Source organism: Cryobacterium sp. GrIS_2_6 (assembly GCF_035984545.1).
Lineage (GTDB): Bacteria > Actinomycetota > Actinomycetes > Actinomycetales > Microbacteriaceae > Cryobacterium.
The window spans coordinates 570,907-586,481 of record NZ_JAXCHP010000001.1 but is presented as its reverse complement, the minus strand read 5'-3'; the positions used below and the strand labels follow the sequence as shown (position 1 = coordinate 586,481).

16 protein-coding genes, 1 tRNA gene and 1 pseudogene are annotated in these 15,575 nt (G+C 63.8%); 6 read left to right on the top strand and 12 right to left on the bottom strand.

The genetic code is table 11. The features are described 5' to 3' along the window. Positions 1-2: 2 nt before the first annotated feature. The gene (locus RCH22_RS02830) at positions 3-1,097 is read right to left on the bottom strand and encodes a YbhN family protein (protein WP_327012752.1); all 1,095 of its coding nucleotides are present in this window, start codon (positions 1,095-1,097) and stop codon (positions 3-5) included. Then, positions 1,069-1,581 (bottom strand): DinB family protein, encoded by a 513-nt coding sequence (locus RCH22_RS02825; RefSeq protein ID WP_327012751.1) that lies wholly within the window; start codon positions 1,579-1,581, stop codon positions 1,069-1,071. The genes RCH22_RS02830 and RCH22_RS02825 overlap by 29 nt, the downstream gene beginning before the upstream one ends. A 163-nt stretch (positions 1,582-1,744) precedes the next feature. On the opposite strand from RCH22_RS02825, the gene RCH22_RS02820 reads away from it, so the two are divergent. Continuing rightward, positions 1,745-2,563 carry an AI-2E family transporter gene (locus RCH22_RS02820; RefSeq protein WP_327012750.1) on the top strand — a complete coding sequence of 273 codons (819 nt, stop codon included), beginning with the start codon at positions 1,745-1,747 and terminating at the stop codon, positions 2,561-2,563. Positions 2,564-2,660: 97 nt separating this feature from the next. Next, the gene (locus RCH22_RS02815; protein ID WP_327012749.1) at positions 2,661-3,053 is read left to right on the top strand and encodes a GAP family protein; all 393 of its coding nucleotides are present in this window, start codon (positions 2,661-2,663) and stop codon (positions 3,051-3,053) included. A gap of 38 nt (positions 3,054-3,091) precedes the next feature. Here RCH22_RS02815 and RCH22_RS02810 read toward each other — a convergent pair whose 3' ends face one another. From RCH22_RS02810 to RCH22_RS02780, 7 genes are all read right to left on the bottom strand, one after another. Further along, entirely contained in the window at positions 3,092-3,478 is a 387-nt protein-coding gene (locus RCH22_RS02810; RefSeq protein WP_327012748.1) for a DUF1622 domain-containing protein, read from the bottom strand. Between the two features lie 52 nt (positions 3,479-3,530). After that, positions 3,531-4,244 (bottom strand): GAF and ANTAR domain-containing protein, encoded by a 714-nt coding sequence (locus tag RCH22_RS02805; RefSeq protein WP_327012747.1) that lies wholly within the window; start codon positions 4,242-4,244, stop codon positions 3,531-3,533. Next, positions 4,237-4,995 (bottom strand): GAF and ANTAR domain-containing protein, encoded by a 759-nt coding sequence (locus RCH22_RS02800; protein ID WP_327012746.1) that lies wholly within the window; start codon positions 4,993-4,995, stop codon positions 4,237-4,239. The genes RCH22_RS02805 and RCH22_RS02800 overlap by 8 nt, the downstream gene beginning before the upstream one ends. A 194-nt stretch (positions 4,996-5,189) precedes the next feature. Then, positions 5,190-5,831: a ScbR family autoregulator-binding transcription factor gene (locus tag RCH22_RS02795; RefSeq protein WP_327012745.1), complete on the bottom strand. Its 642-nt coding sequence runs from the start codon at positions 5,829-5,831 to the stop codon at positions 5,190-5,192. A 69-nt stretch (positions 5,832-5,900) separates the two neighbouring features. Continuing rightward, the gene (locus tag RCH22_RS02790) at positions 5,901-6,077 is read right to left on the bottom strand and encodes a hypothetical protein (RefSeq protein ID WP_327012744.1); all 177 of its coding nucleotides are present in this window, start codon (positions 6,075-6,077) and stop codon (positions 5,901-5,903) included. Between the two features lie 435 nt (positions 6,078-6,512). Continuing rightward, on the bottom strand, positions 6,513-6,788 hold the full coding sequence (locus RCH22_RS02785; RefSeq protein WP_327012743.1) for a hypothetical protein: 276 nt from the start codon (positions 6,786-6,788) through the stop codon (positions 6,513-6,515). A 137-nt stretch (positions 6,789-6,925) separates the two neighbouring features. After that, positions 6,926-7,213, bottom strand: a complete 288-nt coding sequence (locus tag RCH22_RS02780) for a hypothetical protein (RefSeq protein WP_327012742.1) — start codon at positions 7,211-7,213, stop codon at positions 6,926-6,928. A gap of 183 nt (positions 7,214-7,396) precedes the next feature. Here RCH22_RS02780 and RCH22_RS02775 point away from each other — a divergent pair, with 183 nt between their 5' ends. Both RCH22_RS02775 and RCH22_RS02770 read left to right on the top strand, forming a co-directional pair. Then, positions 7,397-8,197, top strand: coding sequence for a DUF222 domain-containing protein (locus RCH22_RS02775; RefSeq protein ID WP_327012741.1), 801 nt, complete (start codon positions 7,397-7,399; stop codon positions 8,195-8,197). Between the two features lie 17 nt (positions 8,198-8,214). Then, positions 8,215-8,838: an HNH endonuclease signature motif containing protein gene (locus RCH22_RS02770; RefSeq protein ID WP_327012740.1), complete on the top strand. Its 624-nt coding sequence runs from the start codon at positions 8,215-8,217 to the stop codon at positions 8,836-8,838. 179 nt (positions 8,839-9,017) lie between these two features. On the opposite strand, the gene RCH22_RS02765 is transcribed toward RCH22_RS02770, so the two are convergent. The 3 genes and pseudogenes from RCH22_RS02765 to RCH22_RS02755 all read right to left on the bottom strand — a co-directional run bounded on the left by RCH22_RS02765 (position 9,018) and on the right by RCH22_RS02755 (position 12,856). Then, positions 9,018-9,088, bottom strand: a tRNA-OTHER gene (locus tag RCH22_RS02765). A gap of 256 nt (positions 9,089-9,344) precedes the next feature. Further along, positions 9,345-10,095, bottom strand: a pseudogene (locus RCH22_RS21130) (PPK2 family polyphosphate kinase). A 163-nt stretch (positions 10,096-10,258) separates the two neighbouring features. Beyond that, positions 10,259-12,856, bottom strand: a complete 2,598-nt coding sequence (locus RCH22_RS02755) for a plasma-membrane proton-efflux P-type ATPase (protein WP_327012738.1) — start codon at positions 12,854-12,856, stop codon at positions 10,259-10,261. 693 nt (positions 12,857-13,549) lie between these two features. Between RCH22_RS02755 and RCH22_RS02750 the strand changes: the two genes are divergently transcribed. Together RCH22_RS02750 and RCH22_RS02745 are read left to right on the top strand one after the other, a co-directional pair. Further along, the gene (locus RCH22_RS02750; RefSeq protein WP_327012737.1) at positions 13,550-14,527 is read left to right on the top strand and encodes an L-lactate dehydrogenase; all 978 of its coding nucleotides are present in this window, start codon (positions 13,550-13,552) and stop codon (positions 14,525-14,527) included. 146 nt (positions 14,528-14,673) lie between these two features. Beyond that, positions 14,674-15,558 (top strand): fructose bisphosphate aldolase, encoded by an 885-nt coding sequence (locus tag RCH22_RS02745; RefSeq protein ID WP_369125296.1) that lies wholly within the window; start codon positions 14,674-14,676, stop codon positions 15,556-15,558. Positions 15,559-15,575: the final 17 nt, after the last annotated feature.

The window sequence follows — 15,575 nt, the reverse complement described above, 5'->3', positions numbered from 1 at the left end:
TCTCAGGGAACGGCAGGACGCCGCCGGCGCACGCCGAACCGCAGCGACACGTAGGCGGCGAGACCGAGCGGGATCGGAAGCCAGAACTCGAGCAACCGCCAGCCGACAACGGCGAGCAGCGCCGTCGCGTGCGGAGTGCCGACCGCGACGAGGGCGGGCACGAGCACACCCTCGACGATACCGAGGCCTCCCGGGGTCAACGGCAGGAGCGCGAGGAGCCCGCCGAGCCCGTAGACCGCCAGCAGTGGGCCGATGGCAAGCGGATGCCCGAACGCGGCAAGCAGGATTGCGAGCGAAGCCGCGTCGAGCAGCCAGTTCGCGCCGGCGAGGCCGAGCGAGACGGACATCCGCCGTCGGTCTGTGACGAGCTCGAGGACCTGCGCCGCCACACTGCGAACGAAGACCTCGACTCGATCCTCGGAGATCAGCGGCACGCGCGCCGCCACCCGGAGCGCTCCACGCACGACAAGCTCTGTCCGGCGGGTCAGGAACCAGACGCCGGCGCACGCGCCGACGAGCAGGACCAGCACCACCGTCCCTGCCACGATGTACGTGCCCGTGACGACAAGGGTCGTGATCGACAGCAGGATCCCGCCGGCGAACACGATCCCGAGCACGAGGTTCGAAACGGTGGTCTCGATGGTCGCCGTGGTGAGCGCAGCGCCGGATCGCACTCCGGCGCGGACGAGGAGCCGGAAGCGCACCGCGGCTGCCGTCGCGCCTCCGCCGGGCACCACGTGGTTCACCCCGAGGTCCGCGAGGTCGATCCGGAGCAGGGTGAAGTAGCCCGGCCGGACGGGTCCGAGCACTGCGGCGGTCAACGCGCTGAAGGAGAGCAACGAGGACAGCTGGAGGGCAGCGGCCAGGAGCACGAGCGGCAGCGAGACGCTTTCAAGCGACGCGAGGGCGGCCTCGACGCCGGCGAACTGCGGCACGACGACGAACCAGATGATGGCGAAGAGCAGGGCCGTCGACAGGAGGACCCTGAGCCACAGCGGCACGCGCGCTCGGGTCCCGGCAGGCATTGCGCCGGCGGCGGGAGGAACGGCGCTCTGGCGCACGGCGGGGTCAGGCCCCGGAACGGACCGCCAGACCACGCACGAACGCGGCCTGGCCCGCGTGCTGCAGGTCGTCGGCCAGCACGCTCACCAACCGGGCTCCGAGGGTCACGGGCGGGTTCCACGAGGTGTCGACGATCCGGTCGAGGTCCTCCGGGGTCAGCGTCGGAAGATAGGCAAGGGTTCGGCCGTGCACGGCGTCGAAGTACCCGCCGAGCAGTTCGGCACTGGCCCGGACGCCACCGACCTGTTCCGCGGTCTGCCCGTATCCGGTCTCGGTGATCGCGAACGGCAGGTCGAACCTGGCGGCCCAGCCGCCGCTGATCCAGACCTGGTCCTCGCCGAGCAGTTCGGAAACGTGTCCGTCCTGCACCCGGGTCAGGTGCCAGACCAGCCAGGCGATCGAATTCGCCTCCTGGTCCGCCCGGTATTCGAGCAGTGCCGGTCCGGCCTGCCGCAACACCGAACGCACCACGCCGCCGACCCGACCGTATGCCTCACTCAACAGCTCGCCTGACAGCATCCGTCTCCCCCGCTCTGGTTCGTTCCTCTCAGACTAGCTTCGCGGTGCCGAAGTCGAGAAACATGGAGACGACCCTGAGCGCACGAAATGGGAATACTTTTTCCAGTGAATCGTTGGTGGAGCCATTCGATGGACGCCCATCGAAGAAGATGGCGGGACAACTATGAGCATCGTCGGACCCGATCCCACGCCCCTGCCCCTGCCCCGGTATCCCCGAGGGACGCTGCTCCTGGTCGGCCTCGCAGCCGCGACGATCACGGCGATCGGGATGAGCAGCATCCGCGGCATTCTGGCGCCGGTCCTGCTCACTCTTGTGCTGTCCATCTGCGCTCATCCCGTCCGGGTGCGCCTGGAAAAGCGCGGAGTACCGCACGGCCTGCCGACCGGCACCGTGATCCTCGTCGTCTTCGCTCTCCTGTCCGGCTTCATCTATGTCGTGATCGTGGCCGTTCCCCAGTTCGTGGCCCTGCTGCCGGCCTGCGCGGAAGAGATCGGGTCCCTCGGCGCCTCCATCAGCGAATTCCTCAACACGATCGGCATCAGTGCCGCACAGATCCGGTCCATGACCCGTGACTTCACGCCCACCCAATTCGTCCCCTATCTCACCGGGCTCCTCGGCAGCTTCTTCGGCATCATCGGATTCCTGGTCATCGTGCTGACCATGCTGATCCTGATGTCGTCGGATGCCTCAGATGCCAGCACTATCCTCGGGCAACTGGACCAGCGCAGGCCGGGGCTCGTCGATGACCTGAAGATCTACGCCGCGAACCTCCGCCGCTACATGATCGTCACAACCGGGCTCGGAATAGTGCAGAGGGTGCTCAACGCCATCGCCCTCTGGGCCGTCGTGATCGACCCATCGGCGCCATCCTCGCGATCCCGCTCACTCTGCTCGCCCGAACGTTCCTCGTCGGCTCCGATCCCGACATCGCGTGGGTCAGGCCGGCGTTCGGCCAGACAGTCGAGACCCGACATGTCATGAAGGCGGCGGATGTCGCAGGCAAGAATGCGCGGAAAGCGAAGCCGCCCTCATCTCCCCGCCCGACAGCCACGCAAGCCCCGGAGCCCCGGCGCGAGGGGTGAGGCGCTCCCTGGCTCGCCAGAATCCCCGGCTGGCCGAACCCGCTTGGCTCAACCGGATCGCGACCCTCGGGCCCGTCTCCTGTGCCGGGGTCGGACTTGTGCTCAATATCCGGCCGAAGGCCCTCGTCCTCGGCACTGCGGCCGGGCTCGCCCTCAGCGCGCACGCGCTCCCGCTTGCCGAATTGGTGATCTGCATCCTCGTCTACACGGTCATCGGGGTGTCCAGTGTCGCGGTCCCTGTGATCCTCACGCTGGCGTCCCCGCAGACGATGATCAAACCCCTCGAGGCGCGCAAGAAGCGCATCATCAACCCATCCCAGACCGTCACCGTTGTCGTAGCCCTGATGCTCGGTGCCCTGATCCTGGGCGACGGCATGACCCAGGTCTGAAGCAGCCGCGGCGTGCTCCGGAACCGACCGCCACGGGGCTACTGGGCGGCCGGCTGCGGGGTGACCGACGAGACGCGATCGACCCGCCAGCGTGACCACGGCCATACCCCGTCCATTTCGACTTCGAGCGAGAAGCTCAACACAACACGGATCACGACGATCACGGCCAGGACGACGACGCTCTGGACGGTCGGTTCGACGAGGATGGTCCGGATGATGTCGGCCACGATCAGGGCCTCGAGGCCGAGAAGGATGGCCCGGCCCAGATCACGACGGAGGCCCACGTACGCCTGGGCACGGGTGGAGCTCCGCAGCACGCGCGAAAGGGCGACCGCGAAAGCCAGAGCCCCGCCGAGCACCATGATGAGTGCGCCGGCAGCCTCGACGACCTGTACGCCGGCCGAAATGACCTGCTCGAAGTCCATGGACATCCCTCTCCTCGTGGTTCAGCGTGCAGACGGTCGGCGGGAGGTCCACTCAGATCACGAGTGTCTGCTCGACAAGTCCTTGGGCGACGCGTGAGAGCAGCAGGCGGTTTGCACGGGCGTACGTCCTCAGCAGGGTGAACGCTTCCTCCATCGACACGCCGCGGGAATGCGCGAGCACACCCTTGGCCTGCTCGATGACCACCCGGGAGGTCAACGCATTCGTCAGTTGTTCCCGGACCGACATGCTTTCCCGGAGCGTACGCTCCTGCAGGATTCCGATCGTGGCAACGTCGGCCAGCGCCTGAGAGGCCCGCATGTCCTGCTGGCGCAGTGCACCGGGAACGTTGGACAGCAGGTTGAGGGCTCCGATTGTCGTCTCCCGCAGCCGTAACGGTATGGCGAAGACCCCGGCAAAACCCTGCTCGCGTGCGCTGTCCCGAAAGCGCTGCCACGCGGGCGGACTCTCCTCAACGTCCGTCAGGGATACGACAGCGCCGGTGGCAAAGCATTCCACGCACGGGCCCGCCCGAGCACTCAGTTGCATGACCTCGACAAGCCTGCTCGCCTCGCTCGTCGAAGCGACAACTTCCAATTCGCCATCGGCGTCGGCCAAGAGAATGCCAGCGGCCGCAATGTCGAAGAGATCAGTGCAACTCTCGACCAGGGTCTGCAGGAGATCGACCACGTCGTAGTCGGCCACAAGCGTGTCGGCGAGGGTCGCGAACGTGTTGATCAAACGGTCCTCTCTCGTGCCATCAATCATGGGACCCTTCGATCTGGCTCTCGATTACCGCGAAACTCAATCGCCGGTCAATGATTTCTCCCGCAATCTCGGCCATTGACCGGCCAGCTGAAAAAGCATGGCCCTGCATGACGAGGAGGGCATCCGCGGCAGGAATTCTCAGTTGCGCCAGGACCATGCCGGTGGCTTGATGAATCTCGCGACGAGAGAATTTCTGGCGAGTGGCGCCGTCGGGCTCGCTTTCGATCTCGCTGTGGGACAGTCTGATGGCTCGAGAGAGGACCAGACGACTGACCACGGTCGCAAGGCTCGAAATCTGCTGGACGCTCTGAGAGCTGAGACGATAGGGGCGGTTGGTGTACAGATCGATCGCACCAATGCGCACAGGCCCCAGGATCAAGGGAAAAGCAAAGACCCCACCGAGGTCATCGGCAAGGGTCGCTTCCGAGAAGGCCGGCCATGTCCGGTTCGGCCGTTCGCGGATGTCAGGCTCGAGAACCGGAGCCGCGGTCTCCAGTGCGTCCCAACAGGGACCCTCGCCAAGATCGAATTGCAACTCGTCGAGACGAAACGACTGGGCGTCACTGTCCGAAATCGTTTCAGCGGCAGGAATGTCGCCGAACGTCGAGACGGACGCCCCGTCCACGGGCAACGCCGCCAGGAGAGGCTCGTACAGGCGCGCCTCCAGCCCGGTCAGGGCGTTCAGTGCATCCGCAGCCACGGCAAACAGCTCAGGCATCGAGGTCATACCCGCGATTCTGGTCGCATCCACGATTCACTCCTGTCCGCTGCATGATCGCAACGTACTCCTCCAGTTTCGAAATGGAATGCACGCAGCGCTCAGGCTCTCTCCGCGACCGTCCCGGCCCCGACGACGGTCTGGGCGTGCGCACCGGGAATCCCTCTCGTGAGTTCCCCGGAGTGTGCTCGGGAGTGCAGTCGTCCTGTCGGCCCACGAATGAGACCTTACCGAATCGGGAAAGCCGCTTCCAGCATCCGCTCGATGGAATTCTGATTTTCGGAAGGCACGATTGCGGGCAAGAGAATCTCCCACATTTCTCGTACGCGCCGCCGGAGGTCGGCACGTTCGGTGAAGACATCCGAAACCATCTGGACCCCCGTGAAAGCGGGAATGATGAAGTGCGCCAGCTTCTCGGCGTCGGTGCCTGCGCGGACTTCGCCAGCCTCCGTGGCGGCCCGAGTCAGTGCCTCGAAGGTCGCAAGCCAGTCTTCGTATGGTCGCGCCATCGACCGATCGAAAGTCGAGGTTTCAGTTGTGAGGCGGATGCCGGCTCGGACGATGGGGTCGGTGGTCAATCGTCCGGCCAGATCGCTGCAGAGCCTGAGCATTGACTCAAGCGGCCCACTTGTCGAGCCGAGTATCGCCGTCGCGGCAGCTGTCGCGATCTCGTGTTCCGCTCCGATCACGGCGAGGGCGACGTGCTCCTTGGACTGGAAATGAAAGTACAGGGCACCCTTGGTCACTCCGGCGGCGGCCGTGATGTCCGAGAGCGTGGCCCCGCCGAAACCCTGCCGATAGAAAACGTCCGCAGCCCCCGCGATAATTTTCTCGCGAGTGAGTACGGCGCGCTCTTGTTTCACGGTCATGGTGCGCCTCCTGGCGATTCCGCATCGAACATGGACCCGACAGCACCTCGGCATCCCGGTCCGAAACCCTCACTCCGGCTCAATCAGTGCCTCTGGGTTGGGTGCCGGTCTGAGCGCCGACCGAATCATCAGGACGCCGACGGCCAAGAGCACCGAAATACCGAGGATCGGTCCCACTGCGTAGCCGAGCCAGAAGAGCGGCACGAATACGCAACCGGCGATCACGAGTGCTGTTGAAATGTCCACCAGCTGCGCGCGTGTTGATTGTTTCAAACTTCCCCCCAGATGTCTTTGCGGAGAGCTCGGCACCGGCCGAAAGTGAGTTCGACTCCGTGCTCACCGACCCCCACAACACAGACGCCGGCGATGCGCCTTTCAGCGAACGCCGATGCCATCCAATAAAAAACCGGTTTCCCCGTTTGTTTGGTTCCCCTCGATGAGTGTATGCCATTGTGCGCAGCGACAGGGTGGTCTCACTCAAGAAAGCGGTGACGTGGGCGAGGCGCCGGGCGGCCTCAGGTACCGATATGGGCGGCCTTATTGGTTAAGCGACGCGGTCGCGCGTGATGCTACTCCCAGCCGCATCGGCGAAAAGGCGAACCTCGTCGCGATCAAGGCATTCGTGACCAGTGGAACTATCAGGCCCGCCGTTTCCGGCAGACTGACGAAAGCGATCAGCACCTAGATCGCCTGGGAATCGAACAGGAGCGCAAAGACGACACCGGATGTCCGGTGCGCCGTCATCTTCCACCACGGGCGCCTCTGTTCGACCGGTTCGTCCTCTGCGCGAAAGGTTCTCGCGGCAAAGATGACCAGAACCAGCGCGAGTGCGCCGGCCACGACGGACTCAACAGGTAGCGGGAGACCGATCGTCATGGCCGATCCGAGAATGACGAGAACGCAACCGCTCGTCAGGTAGCCGATTTTCGTTGACGTGCTGGTGATTCGAATTGCCATGGACCTCCCCCTCGATGCAAAGACTGACCGGCGCAAACCTGGCAACCGCGCCTGCCGGACCCACCCCTGCGACCGATCAGGACGAGTTCCTTCTCGCCCGCGCGCGTCTCTGCGTTCCTGATTATGCCGCAGTGAGCTCAGCAGCCGGTCATGGGACTGCGATCCGCGAGGCCCCATTCACGGGCCCCGATGGGCGTCGAGCTGAACCAGAGGTTCATGAATGGCGTGTAGACGAATAGGAGCTGGGCGTCGAGCCTCACAACGAGGGTGTTCCGTGGCAACCGCGCGATCTGGATTTCAACCGTCATCCTGGTGGCCACCCGAGCGACTCGGGGAACCACAGTCAGGAACAGGACGGTGCGGGTGTGTGCAACCGATTCCGCGACGTCGGTCGTGGTCTGCGCGACCGTCGCGCGGACACCCATACCGCTCAACGTACCTGACGCAGATGGCAGTCAGTCTGCGCCCGTGCCTCGCGAGCACGATCGACACTCGCGTTTGGGGAGAAATTGTCCACAGAAATCGACTTTGACCGGGGTTATCCACAGGTGATTTGCGGGCGTGCGGATGCCGGTGGAATGTCGGTGGTCCTCCGTAGAGTGACCGGCATGACAGCTGAAAATACCTCAGAACCTCACCCGGAAAGCGCGGTAGACAGCACGGCGGAGCCCCCGCCCGGGACCCCTCCCGACTCGTATTTGAATCCCCGGCACCTGAGCCTGGTGGAGCCGTCCCTGCCCGAGGTGTATGACGCGATCCGGGAGGCGGACCGGGAGATGAACCGGGCCACCGCTCGCCGGGCGGCCGCGATCTATGCCGCGCAGCGGGTGCTGGCCGATGTCGGCCGGGCCCGGGCGGAAGCCGCAGAACGCGCCGGTGGGCCACGAATGCCGTGGTCGCCGGAAGAAGCCACGAAGGAGGAGTTCACCTGCGAGGTCTGCGCCCTGCTCCGGCTCCCGCGGCGCACGGCGGAGACCCTGATCGAAGCCAGCCGCACCCTCGCCGAAGACCTCCCCGCAACACGCGAAGCCCTGTCCTCCGGGGCGATCAGTTACCGGCACGCGCAGGTGATCATGGAGCAGGCCTGGGGCATCCGAATGGATGATGACCCGGTGGCGGCCGCGCGGGCCCGCGCCGTGTTCGAGAACGTCCTCGTGCCCGACGCGGAAGTGCTCACCGTCGCGAAGCTGTCCGACCGGGCCCGGCGGGTGCGGGAACGCACCCACCCGGAAACCATCACCGCGAGGCACCAGAAGAGTGTCGAAGACCGGCACGTGGTGTTCCAGGCCCTCAACGACGGGATGGCGTCGTTGTCTGTGACCGGGGACGCTGAGAAGGTGCAGGCCGCCTACCACCGCACCCTCGACACGGCGCTCTGCCTGCAGGGCCGGAGGAAACCCGCACCCTGACCCAGCTGGCGGCAGACGTGCTCACCGACGTGCTGCTCAGCGGGGTCACCCCGGACGGTCTCGGTGCCGGGGTGGCCGCGCAGGTCAACGTCACCGTTCCCGTGCTGACCTTGCTGGGCACGAGCGAGGAACCCGGGTATCTGGCCGGGTACGGACCCATCGACCCCGACACCGCCCGGCGTCTCGCGGCCGGGGCGCCGAGCTTCACCCGGCTCCTCACCAACCCCGAGACCGGGGTCGTGCTCTCCATGGGACGCGACACCTACAAACCGCCAGCCGCGCTCAAGACATGGCTTGAGGTGCGGGATGAAACCTGCACCTTCCCCGGGTGCCGGCGCTCCGCGAAGCGCTCAGACCTGGACCACAGCGTGGAGTGGCAGCACGGCGGTGAGACGGACGCGATGAACCTCGCCCATCTCTGCCCGTATCACCACGCCGTGAAGAGCTACACGAGGTGGTCGCCGAAACACCTCGGCGACGGCCGCATCGAATGGACGTCCCCGGCCGGGTACCGCTACATCGTGGAACCCTCAGCGGACATGAGACCACCCAAACATCCCAAGCCCGTACCCAAACCGCCGGCCCCGTTCGTCGATGTCTGGAACCTCGACCCCACACCCGACGACCCGACCCCGTTCTAGAGCGTTATGCGTTGCTCCGGCAAGAAATATTCCTCGTCGCGTGCGGTCGTGAGCAGTGAAAGTCATGGTCGAATCATGACTCCGGCGGACCTGCCCCTGTCGCAGTCATGACTAAATGATGACTACAACAAAAAAGGCCCCGTTCGTGAGAACGGAACCCTTTGCTGATCTAGCTTTCTTGGTGCACCCCCCGGGACTTGAACCCGGAACCCACTGATTCCGAATTCTCGCGAGGCCATTACTGGGGTGCGAGGCTTTTAGAGAACGAAGTCCACATTTATTCCACACCTATGTATCGGCTGTACGAATGCTGACCGTTAGCCGAATGCGCCCGATTCGGCTGATTTTGGGAAGCTTGGCTACTCCTCTTACTGCACCGACGACCGTAAGGACCGCGCATGTACTGCCCATGCCCACACGCAGCGCAAAAGACCGTCAAGAACATTGGTAAACCGTAGACGATCTGCTCACCGCCGCGGAAGGGGGTGATGGTTCGAGTAAGCCGTCTATGGTGCCCCTGGAGGGATTCGGACCCCCAACCGTTTCCGTAGAACACAACCAAAAACGCTACCTCTTTTTTTGTGTCTCAGTTCTCCGTGCCCGCTATGCATTTCAGAGTTCAGCGCGGATAGTAGCCAGTTCCCTGTTGCGCTCGTGTCCCCGATGATCTGGGACAGAACGAGCGGGGCGTTCTTCTCACTGTCCGCCGGCACCACGTACCAGGGGCTGTCCCTGGTGCTCATGACTGTCAGGCATTTCTCGTAAGCCGACAAATGGGAGTCACAATACTCCCGTTCGTGAATATCCGAGAGAGTGAGCTTCCAGTTTTTTTCGGGAACGTCGATGCGTTCGCGGAATCCGTTCGCCTGTTCCTCTTTCGAAAGGTTCACGAAGATCTTGACGATCATCGTCCCCTTGCGGCTCAGATGCGCCTCGAGGTCCGCAATCGAGCGATGCCGTTCTCTCCAGATGGACGACTCGTCGATGAGTTCGGCCGGGATACCCTCGCCGTGCATAATCTCCGGGTGCGCCCGCGCGACGAGAACTTCTTCGTAGTATGAGCGATTGAAGGGGCCGATCCGGCCCGCGGCGGGTCGGACGCCAGATAAAGTCGTGCTCGAGTTCCTCGCTACTGGGCTGTTTGAAGCTGGAGACCTGGCAGCCCTGGGGGTTCACCCCGTACATGACGTGTCGGATCGCTCCATTCTTTCCTGCCGCATCCATGCCCTGGAAGATCACCAACACGGAGTAGTGCACCGAGGCGTAGTGCAACCGCTGCAGCTCGCTCAGCTTTTTGATACGCCGAGGCAAGACCTGTTTATGCGTTGTGTCGGCCCCGAGACATCCCCAACATCCGTTGCGCGCTTGGCGAGGTCCGCATTCTTTCCTGCTTCGACGCGGAAGCCACTTGTTTTTATCTTCATGACTGGCCCTTCGTTTCTCGCGGTGCGGCGCCTTCTGTGCTCGGATCCGTGGAGGCGACTTGGGGTTCCGGTGCGTCGGACAAGTGTGCGGCCGACTGTGTGAGCGCACGGCCCGCCGTGCCTTTCTTCCCTGATGTGTCGAGGATGCGATACTCGAGTAGTTTGATGCGGTCGTTGACAAGCGCCCAGGCGATCGCGTAGCCCCACACGAAGGCGGCCCAGCCCCAGCCGAGTGGCGTCATGAAGAGCCCGTAAACGGCGATGAGGGTCGCAACGGCCTGGGTTCCCAGGACCGCCACCCACAGTATGCGGGCCGGTCGGATCGACCAGAATGGACCGCGGGTGCGGGTCAGGAAGATCGTGAGATGCCCCGCCACCGAAAGCTTCAGGTACATCAGGGTTTGGATGTGGTCGCGATCGAGGTGGAAGACATTCTCGGCCAGATAGAAGAGCCCGAAGGCGGAGACAACGCCGGCAACTCCAAGCACGGTCGAGATGCCCAGGACCAGACGCATGTTCCACGCCTCGGGTGCCTTCCGATACTTCACGTTGTCGTAGGCGATCGAAAGGATTGCCCCGTCGTTCAGGATGGCGAGCATCACGATCATGATCGCGGTGACAGGGTAGAAGTTGAAGACCAGGATCGACACCGTCATGAACAAAAGCACGCGCAGGGTCTCCGCGATGCGGTAGATGGCGTAGGAGTTCATCCGCTGGAAGATCCGGCGGCTCTCCTCGATCGCCTTGATGATCACCGAGAGACCCGGGGTGAGCAGAACGATAGCGGCCGCCGCCCTGGCGGCGTCGGTCGCTCCCGAGACTGCGATACCACAGTCCGCCTTCTTCAACGCAGGCGCATCGTTGACACCGTCTCCCGTCATCCCGACAATGTGCCCGCGCTTCTGAAGCACGTCGACGATGTGGTATTTGTGCTCGGGGAAGACCTGAGCGAACCCATCAGCTGTTTCGATGGATTCCCCGACCGCCGCGGTCTCCTCCTTCTTCACGTCGCCCAACCCGGACGCGTCGAGAATGTTCGTGCCGAGACCGACCTTGGCTGCGGTTTCCTTCGCGATCGCGATCGCGTCACCGGTGACCATCTTCACAGTCACACCCATCGCCTTCGCTGTGGCGATGGTGGACGCGGCATCCTCGCGCGGCGGGTCAAAGAGCGGAAGGACCCCCAGGAACTGCCACGTTCCCTCTCCCTCGGCGCGGGCCACACCCAGAGAACGAAAGCCGCGTGCGGCGAAGTCATTCACAGCGGTGTCAACGGCGGAGGTGATGTCCGCGGAATTGTCGGCAAGAGCGAGGATGACCTGGGGCGCGCCCTTGGTGACTCTGAACGTCGTACCCCGGTCGTCGGTGACGGTGGCTTCGGTGCGTTTGTGAACCGGATCGAAGGGTTGGTAATGCGTGACCGTGTAGGAATCCATCGAGGTCTTCTCCGGGAGACCGCCGAGGACGGCGAGGTCGATCGGGTCATCGTTTTCCGCACGGGAAGCCAACGCACCCGCGAGCACAATATCCGCGGCCGAAACACCGTCAAGGCTGAACGGGTCATCCAGGGTCAGCGCGTTGCGGGTGAGGGTGCCCGTCTTGTCCGCGCACAGGACGTCCACGCCGGCGAGTTCCTCGATCGCCACCAATTTGCTGACGATGGCCTTTTCCCGGGCTAGCAGCCGTGCACCGACCGCCATGGTGACCGACAGCACGGTCGGCATCGCCACCGGGATAGCCGCCACCGTGAGAACGAGCGCGAACTGCAGTGTGGTCAGGATCGGGTCGCCGCGCAGGGTCGACACCACCACGATCACGGTTACCAACGCGAGAGCGAGGAGAATAAGGTAGTTGCCGATCTTCAGAACGGCCTTCTGGAAGTGGCTGACGGTGTGGGCGTCCTGCACCAGACCGGCCGTCTTGCCGAAGCTGGTGTGAGTGCCGGTGGCATAGACCAGGGCGCCGATCTCGCCGCGGCGCACGATCGAACCCGAGAACACCGCATCCCCGGCCGCGCACGTCACGGGCAGTGACTCGCCGGTCAGCGCAGACTGGTCGACCTCGATCTCGTCGCCCTCCAGCAGTCGGGCGTCCGCGGGCACGATATCCCCCAGCCGCAGCCGGATCACGTCTCCCGGCACCAGCTCACGGGCGGCGGGCGTGACCCAGGCGCCGTCACGTCGAACCCGGGCATTCATAGCGAGCGTGTCCTTCAGGGCGGCGATGGCGTTTCCGGCCTGGCGCTCCTCGAAGAACCCGACCAAAGCGTTCGCCATGAGAAGCACCAGGATAATGAAGAAGTCGGGCCAGTGCCCGACCACTCCGGACAGAACCACGGCCACTTCGATCATCCACGGAATCGGGCCCCAGAAGTAGGAAAGAAACTTCAGAAGCGGGTTCGTCGTATGCTCGGCGATCTCATTCGGACCGTACTTTGCCAGGCGTGTGTCGGCCTCTGACTGGGTCAGCCCGTCCGGTGAGCTGCCGAGCCGCTTCTGGACCTCAGCCATCGGGAGCGACTTCAGGTCGTGTGCCGGGTCGGGCTTTAACGTCGCCGAATCGGCCGCAGCGTTCGTGGTCTTGTCCGTGCTCATTCCCGGGCTCGCGTCCTCATCATGCTCCAATTCCCTGAGTTGACCACCTGCGACGCACGCCGTGTACGTGAATCGCGTTCGGTGCCGAGGCCGGAATAAACCGGCTGTACGCCTCCGCAAATGATGCTCTAATGCAAGTGTTGCACAAAAACAAGGTTTTAGCCGGTGCAATGAATTTCGGTATGGTGGCTTAACTGGGAGAATCACCCGGCGCCGGCAAGAGCCCCGGCTCGTCAGCCGGTGCAATCGGCTCCGTGAACCTCTCGAGTGTCGTGTGGCGAAGGTTGTACTCGCGCTTCAGCTCATTCCAGCGCCGGACCGAGACCTCGGCAGCGGGCGAGACCTCGGCGGGTTCACCGGACTGTGGCACTTTGGACATGCTGGTGGATTCGTGCGTTGCATCGGCCATGGATTCCCTCGGTCTCAAACGGGTCATGAACTGCTCGCTACTGAGCCTGGTTCACTGGATGAGCGACCGAGACATAAACGCGTTCACATCGAGAGTGCACACATGACCCATCACAATCGGTGGACGGGATCGCTCCTTCATGCTACATCTGCGGTTCGGAAATCGGCCAGCGAGACGAGCGATACGGCCGATCGGCAGTGTTTCCATGCATCAAGGATGCAGCGACATCCGGTGACCTACAATTCGCCGCGACGGAGGAAACCGCGAAGGAGGAGAGTGGATTCATGAGTGCAATCGAGAATTCCAAACTGGCCATCATCGGAGCGGGCACCGTCGGTACCTCGCTCGCTTACGCGGCGCTGATCCGGCAATCAGCCCGCGAGGTGGTGCTCTACGACATCAACAAGCCCAAGGTCGAAGCCGAAGTACTCGACCTCGCCCACGGCACGCAGTTCACCGGCGCCTCCTGCGTGTCCGGCGGGGCGGACCTCGACGCGATCGCGGGCTCGAACATGGTCGTGATCACCGCAGGAGCCAGGCAGCACCCCGGGCAATCGCGTCTCGATATGTCCGCTGTCAACGTCGGCATCCTGCGTGAGTTGATGCCCACACTCGTCGAACGAGCGCGGGACGCCGCGTTCATGATCGTGACCAATCCGTGCGACATCGTCACTTACGCGGCCCTTCATTTCAGCGGGCTCCCGTCGGCACGGGTTTTTGGCTCAGGCACCGTCCTCGACTCCTCGAGGCTTCGCTGGCTGCTCGCGCACCGCGTCGGCGTCGCGATTGCCAACGTACATGCCGACATCATCGGCGAACACGGCGACTCGGAATTCCCGCTCTGGTCTCAGGCTCGCATCGGTCCGATCTCCCTCTCCGAATGGGTCAAGGACGATATCTCGCCAGCATCCGACGACCGGGCGAAGTTCTCTGAGGCCGAGTTCGCGGCCATCACCGAGGACGTCAAGACCGCCGCATACCGGGTAATCGCAGGCAAGGGCGCTACGAACTATGCGATCGGACTCTCCGGCGCCCGGATCGTGGAGGCCGTGCTGCGAGACGAGGGCGCCATACTTCCGATCAGTTCCTTGCTCACCGACTATCGCGGCATAAGCCGGGTTGCGCTCTCTGTTCCGGCGGTCGTCAATGCCGGCGGCGTGTCCCGGGTGATCGAGGTGCCGTTCTCCGACGCGGAGCAGAAGCTCTTCCAGCACTCGGCTCATACCCTGCGCGCGACCCTCGACACCCTCAGACTGCCCTAAGGCCGCCGTCGACCAACGCGCCTGCGGCGATGCTCAGGCGACCAGACCAGAACAGAAGTGGCGGACAAACCGCCCTCCGCCACTCGACTCAGACGAGGATCGCTGCTCACTAGACTGAAATGGAGTCCACAACCTTTGGAGGGACTTTGAATACCGAACAAGCAGAAAGAATGAACACCGGAGTCGGCTTCGTCGCAGCGCTCGATCAGAGCGGCGGCAGCACGGGCGGCGCACTGAAGCTCTATGGAATAGACCCGTCGTCCTACAGTACCGACGAGCAGATGTTCGACCTGATGCATCAGATGCGCGCCCGCGTGATGACCGCAGAAGGTTTCACATCCGACCGCATTCTCGCGTCGATCCTGTTCGAACAGACCATGGACCGCACCATCGGCAGCCAGCGGACGGGTGATTACCTCACCGCCAAGGGCATCGTGCCGTTTGTCAAGGTCGACCAGGGCCTCGCCGTCGAGGTAGACGGTGTCCAGTTGATGAAGCCACTCACCAAGCTGGAACCCCTCCTCGCACGTGCGGTTGAGCGCACGATGTTCGGTACGAAGATGCGTTCCGTGATCAAGGAAGCCAACCCCGCCGGAATCCAGGCGATCGTCGACCAACAGTTTTCCGTCGCAGGGCAGATTCTGGCCCACGGCCTGGTGCCGATCCTAGAACCCGAAGTCGACGTGAACGCTCCCGACAAGGCCGAGGCCGAAAACTTCCTCAAAGCCGATGCCCTCGCAGCCCTCGACGGGCTCTCCACCGACCAGCCGGTGATCCTCAAGCTGTCGATCCCGACGGTAGCCGGTTTCTACTCCGACCTGATTGACCATCCGATGGTGCTTCGAGTGGTGGCGCTTTCTGGTGGCTACCCTCAGACGAAGGCGTGCCGCTTGCTGGCCGGGAATCATGGTCTGAGCGCCAGCTTCAGCCGCGCTCTGCTCGAAGGCCTCACCGCCCAACAATCGGACGCCGACTTCGACGCCGTGCTGGCCGCCTCTGTCGAGCGGATCTACGCGGCGTCCACGACCTGAACCACATCCGAGATCGA

What these genes read in the sequence shown, in the direction of transcription:
- RCH22_RS02825 (WP_327012751.1), bottom strand. Translation starts at nt 1,581, where the DNA reads ATGCTGTCAGGCGAGCTGTTGAGTGAGGCATACGGTCGGGTCGGCGGC.
- RCH22_RS02820 (WP_327012750.1), top strand. Translation starts at nt 1,745, where the DNA reads ATGAGCATCGTCGGACCCGATCCCACGCCCCTGCCCCTGCCCCGGTAT.
- RCH22_RS02810 (WP_327012748.1), bottom strand. Translation starts at nt 3,478, where the DNA reads ATGGACTTCGAGCAGGTCATTTCGGCCGGCGTACAGGTCGTCGAGGCT.
- RCH22_RS02805 (WP_327012747.1), bottom strand. Translation starts at nt 4,244, where the DNA reads ATGATTGATGGCACGAGAGAGGACCGTTTGATCAACACGTTCGCGACC.
- RCH22_RS02795 (WP_327012745.1), bottom strand. Translation starts at nt 5,831, where the DNA reads ATGACCGTGAAACAAGAGCGCGCCGTACTCACTCGCGAGAAAATTATC.
- RCH22_RS02785 (WP_327012743.1), bottom strand. Translation starts at nt 6,788, where the DNA reads ATGGCAATTCGAATCACCAGCACGTCAACGAAAATCGGCTACCTGACG.
- RCH22_RS02780 (WP_327012742.1), bottom strand. Translation starts at nt 7,213, where the DNA reads ATGGGTGTCCGCGCGACGGTCGCGCAGACCACGACCGACGTCGCGGAA.
- RCH22_RS02775 (WP_327012741.1), top strand. Translation starts at nt 7,397, where the DNA reads ATGACAGCTGAAAATACCTCAGAACCTCACCCGGAAAGCGCGGTAGAC.
- RCH22_RS02755 (WP_327012738.1), bottom strand. Translation starts at nt 12,856, where the DNA reads ATGAGCACGGACAAGACCACGAACGCTGCGGCCGATTCGGCGACGTTA.
- RCH22_RS02750 (WP_327012737.1), top strand. Translation starts at nt 13,550, where the DNA reads ATGAGTGCAATCGAGAATTCCAAACTGGCCATCATCGGAGCGGGCACC.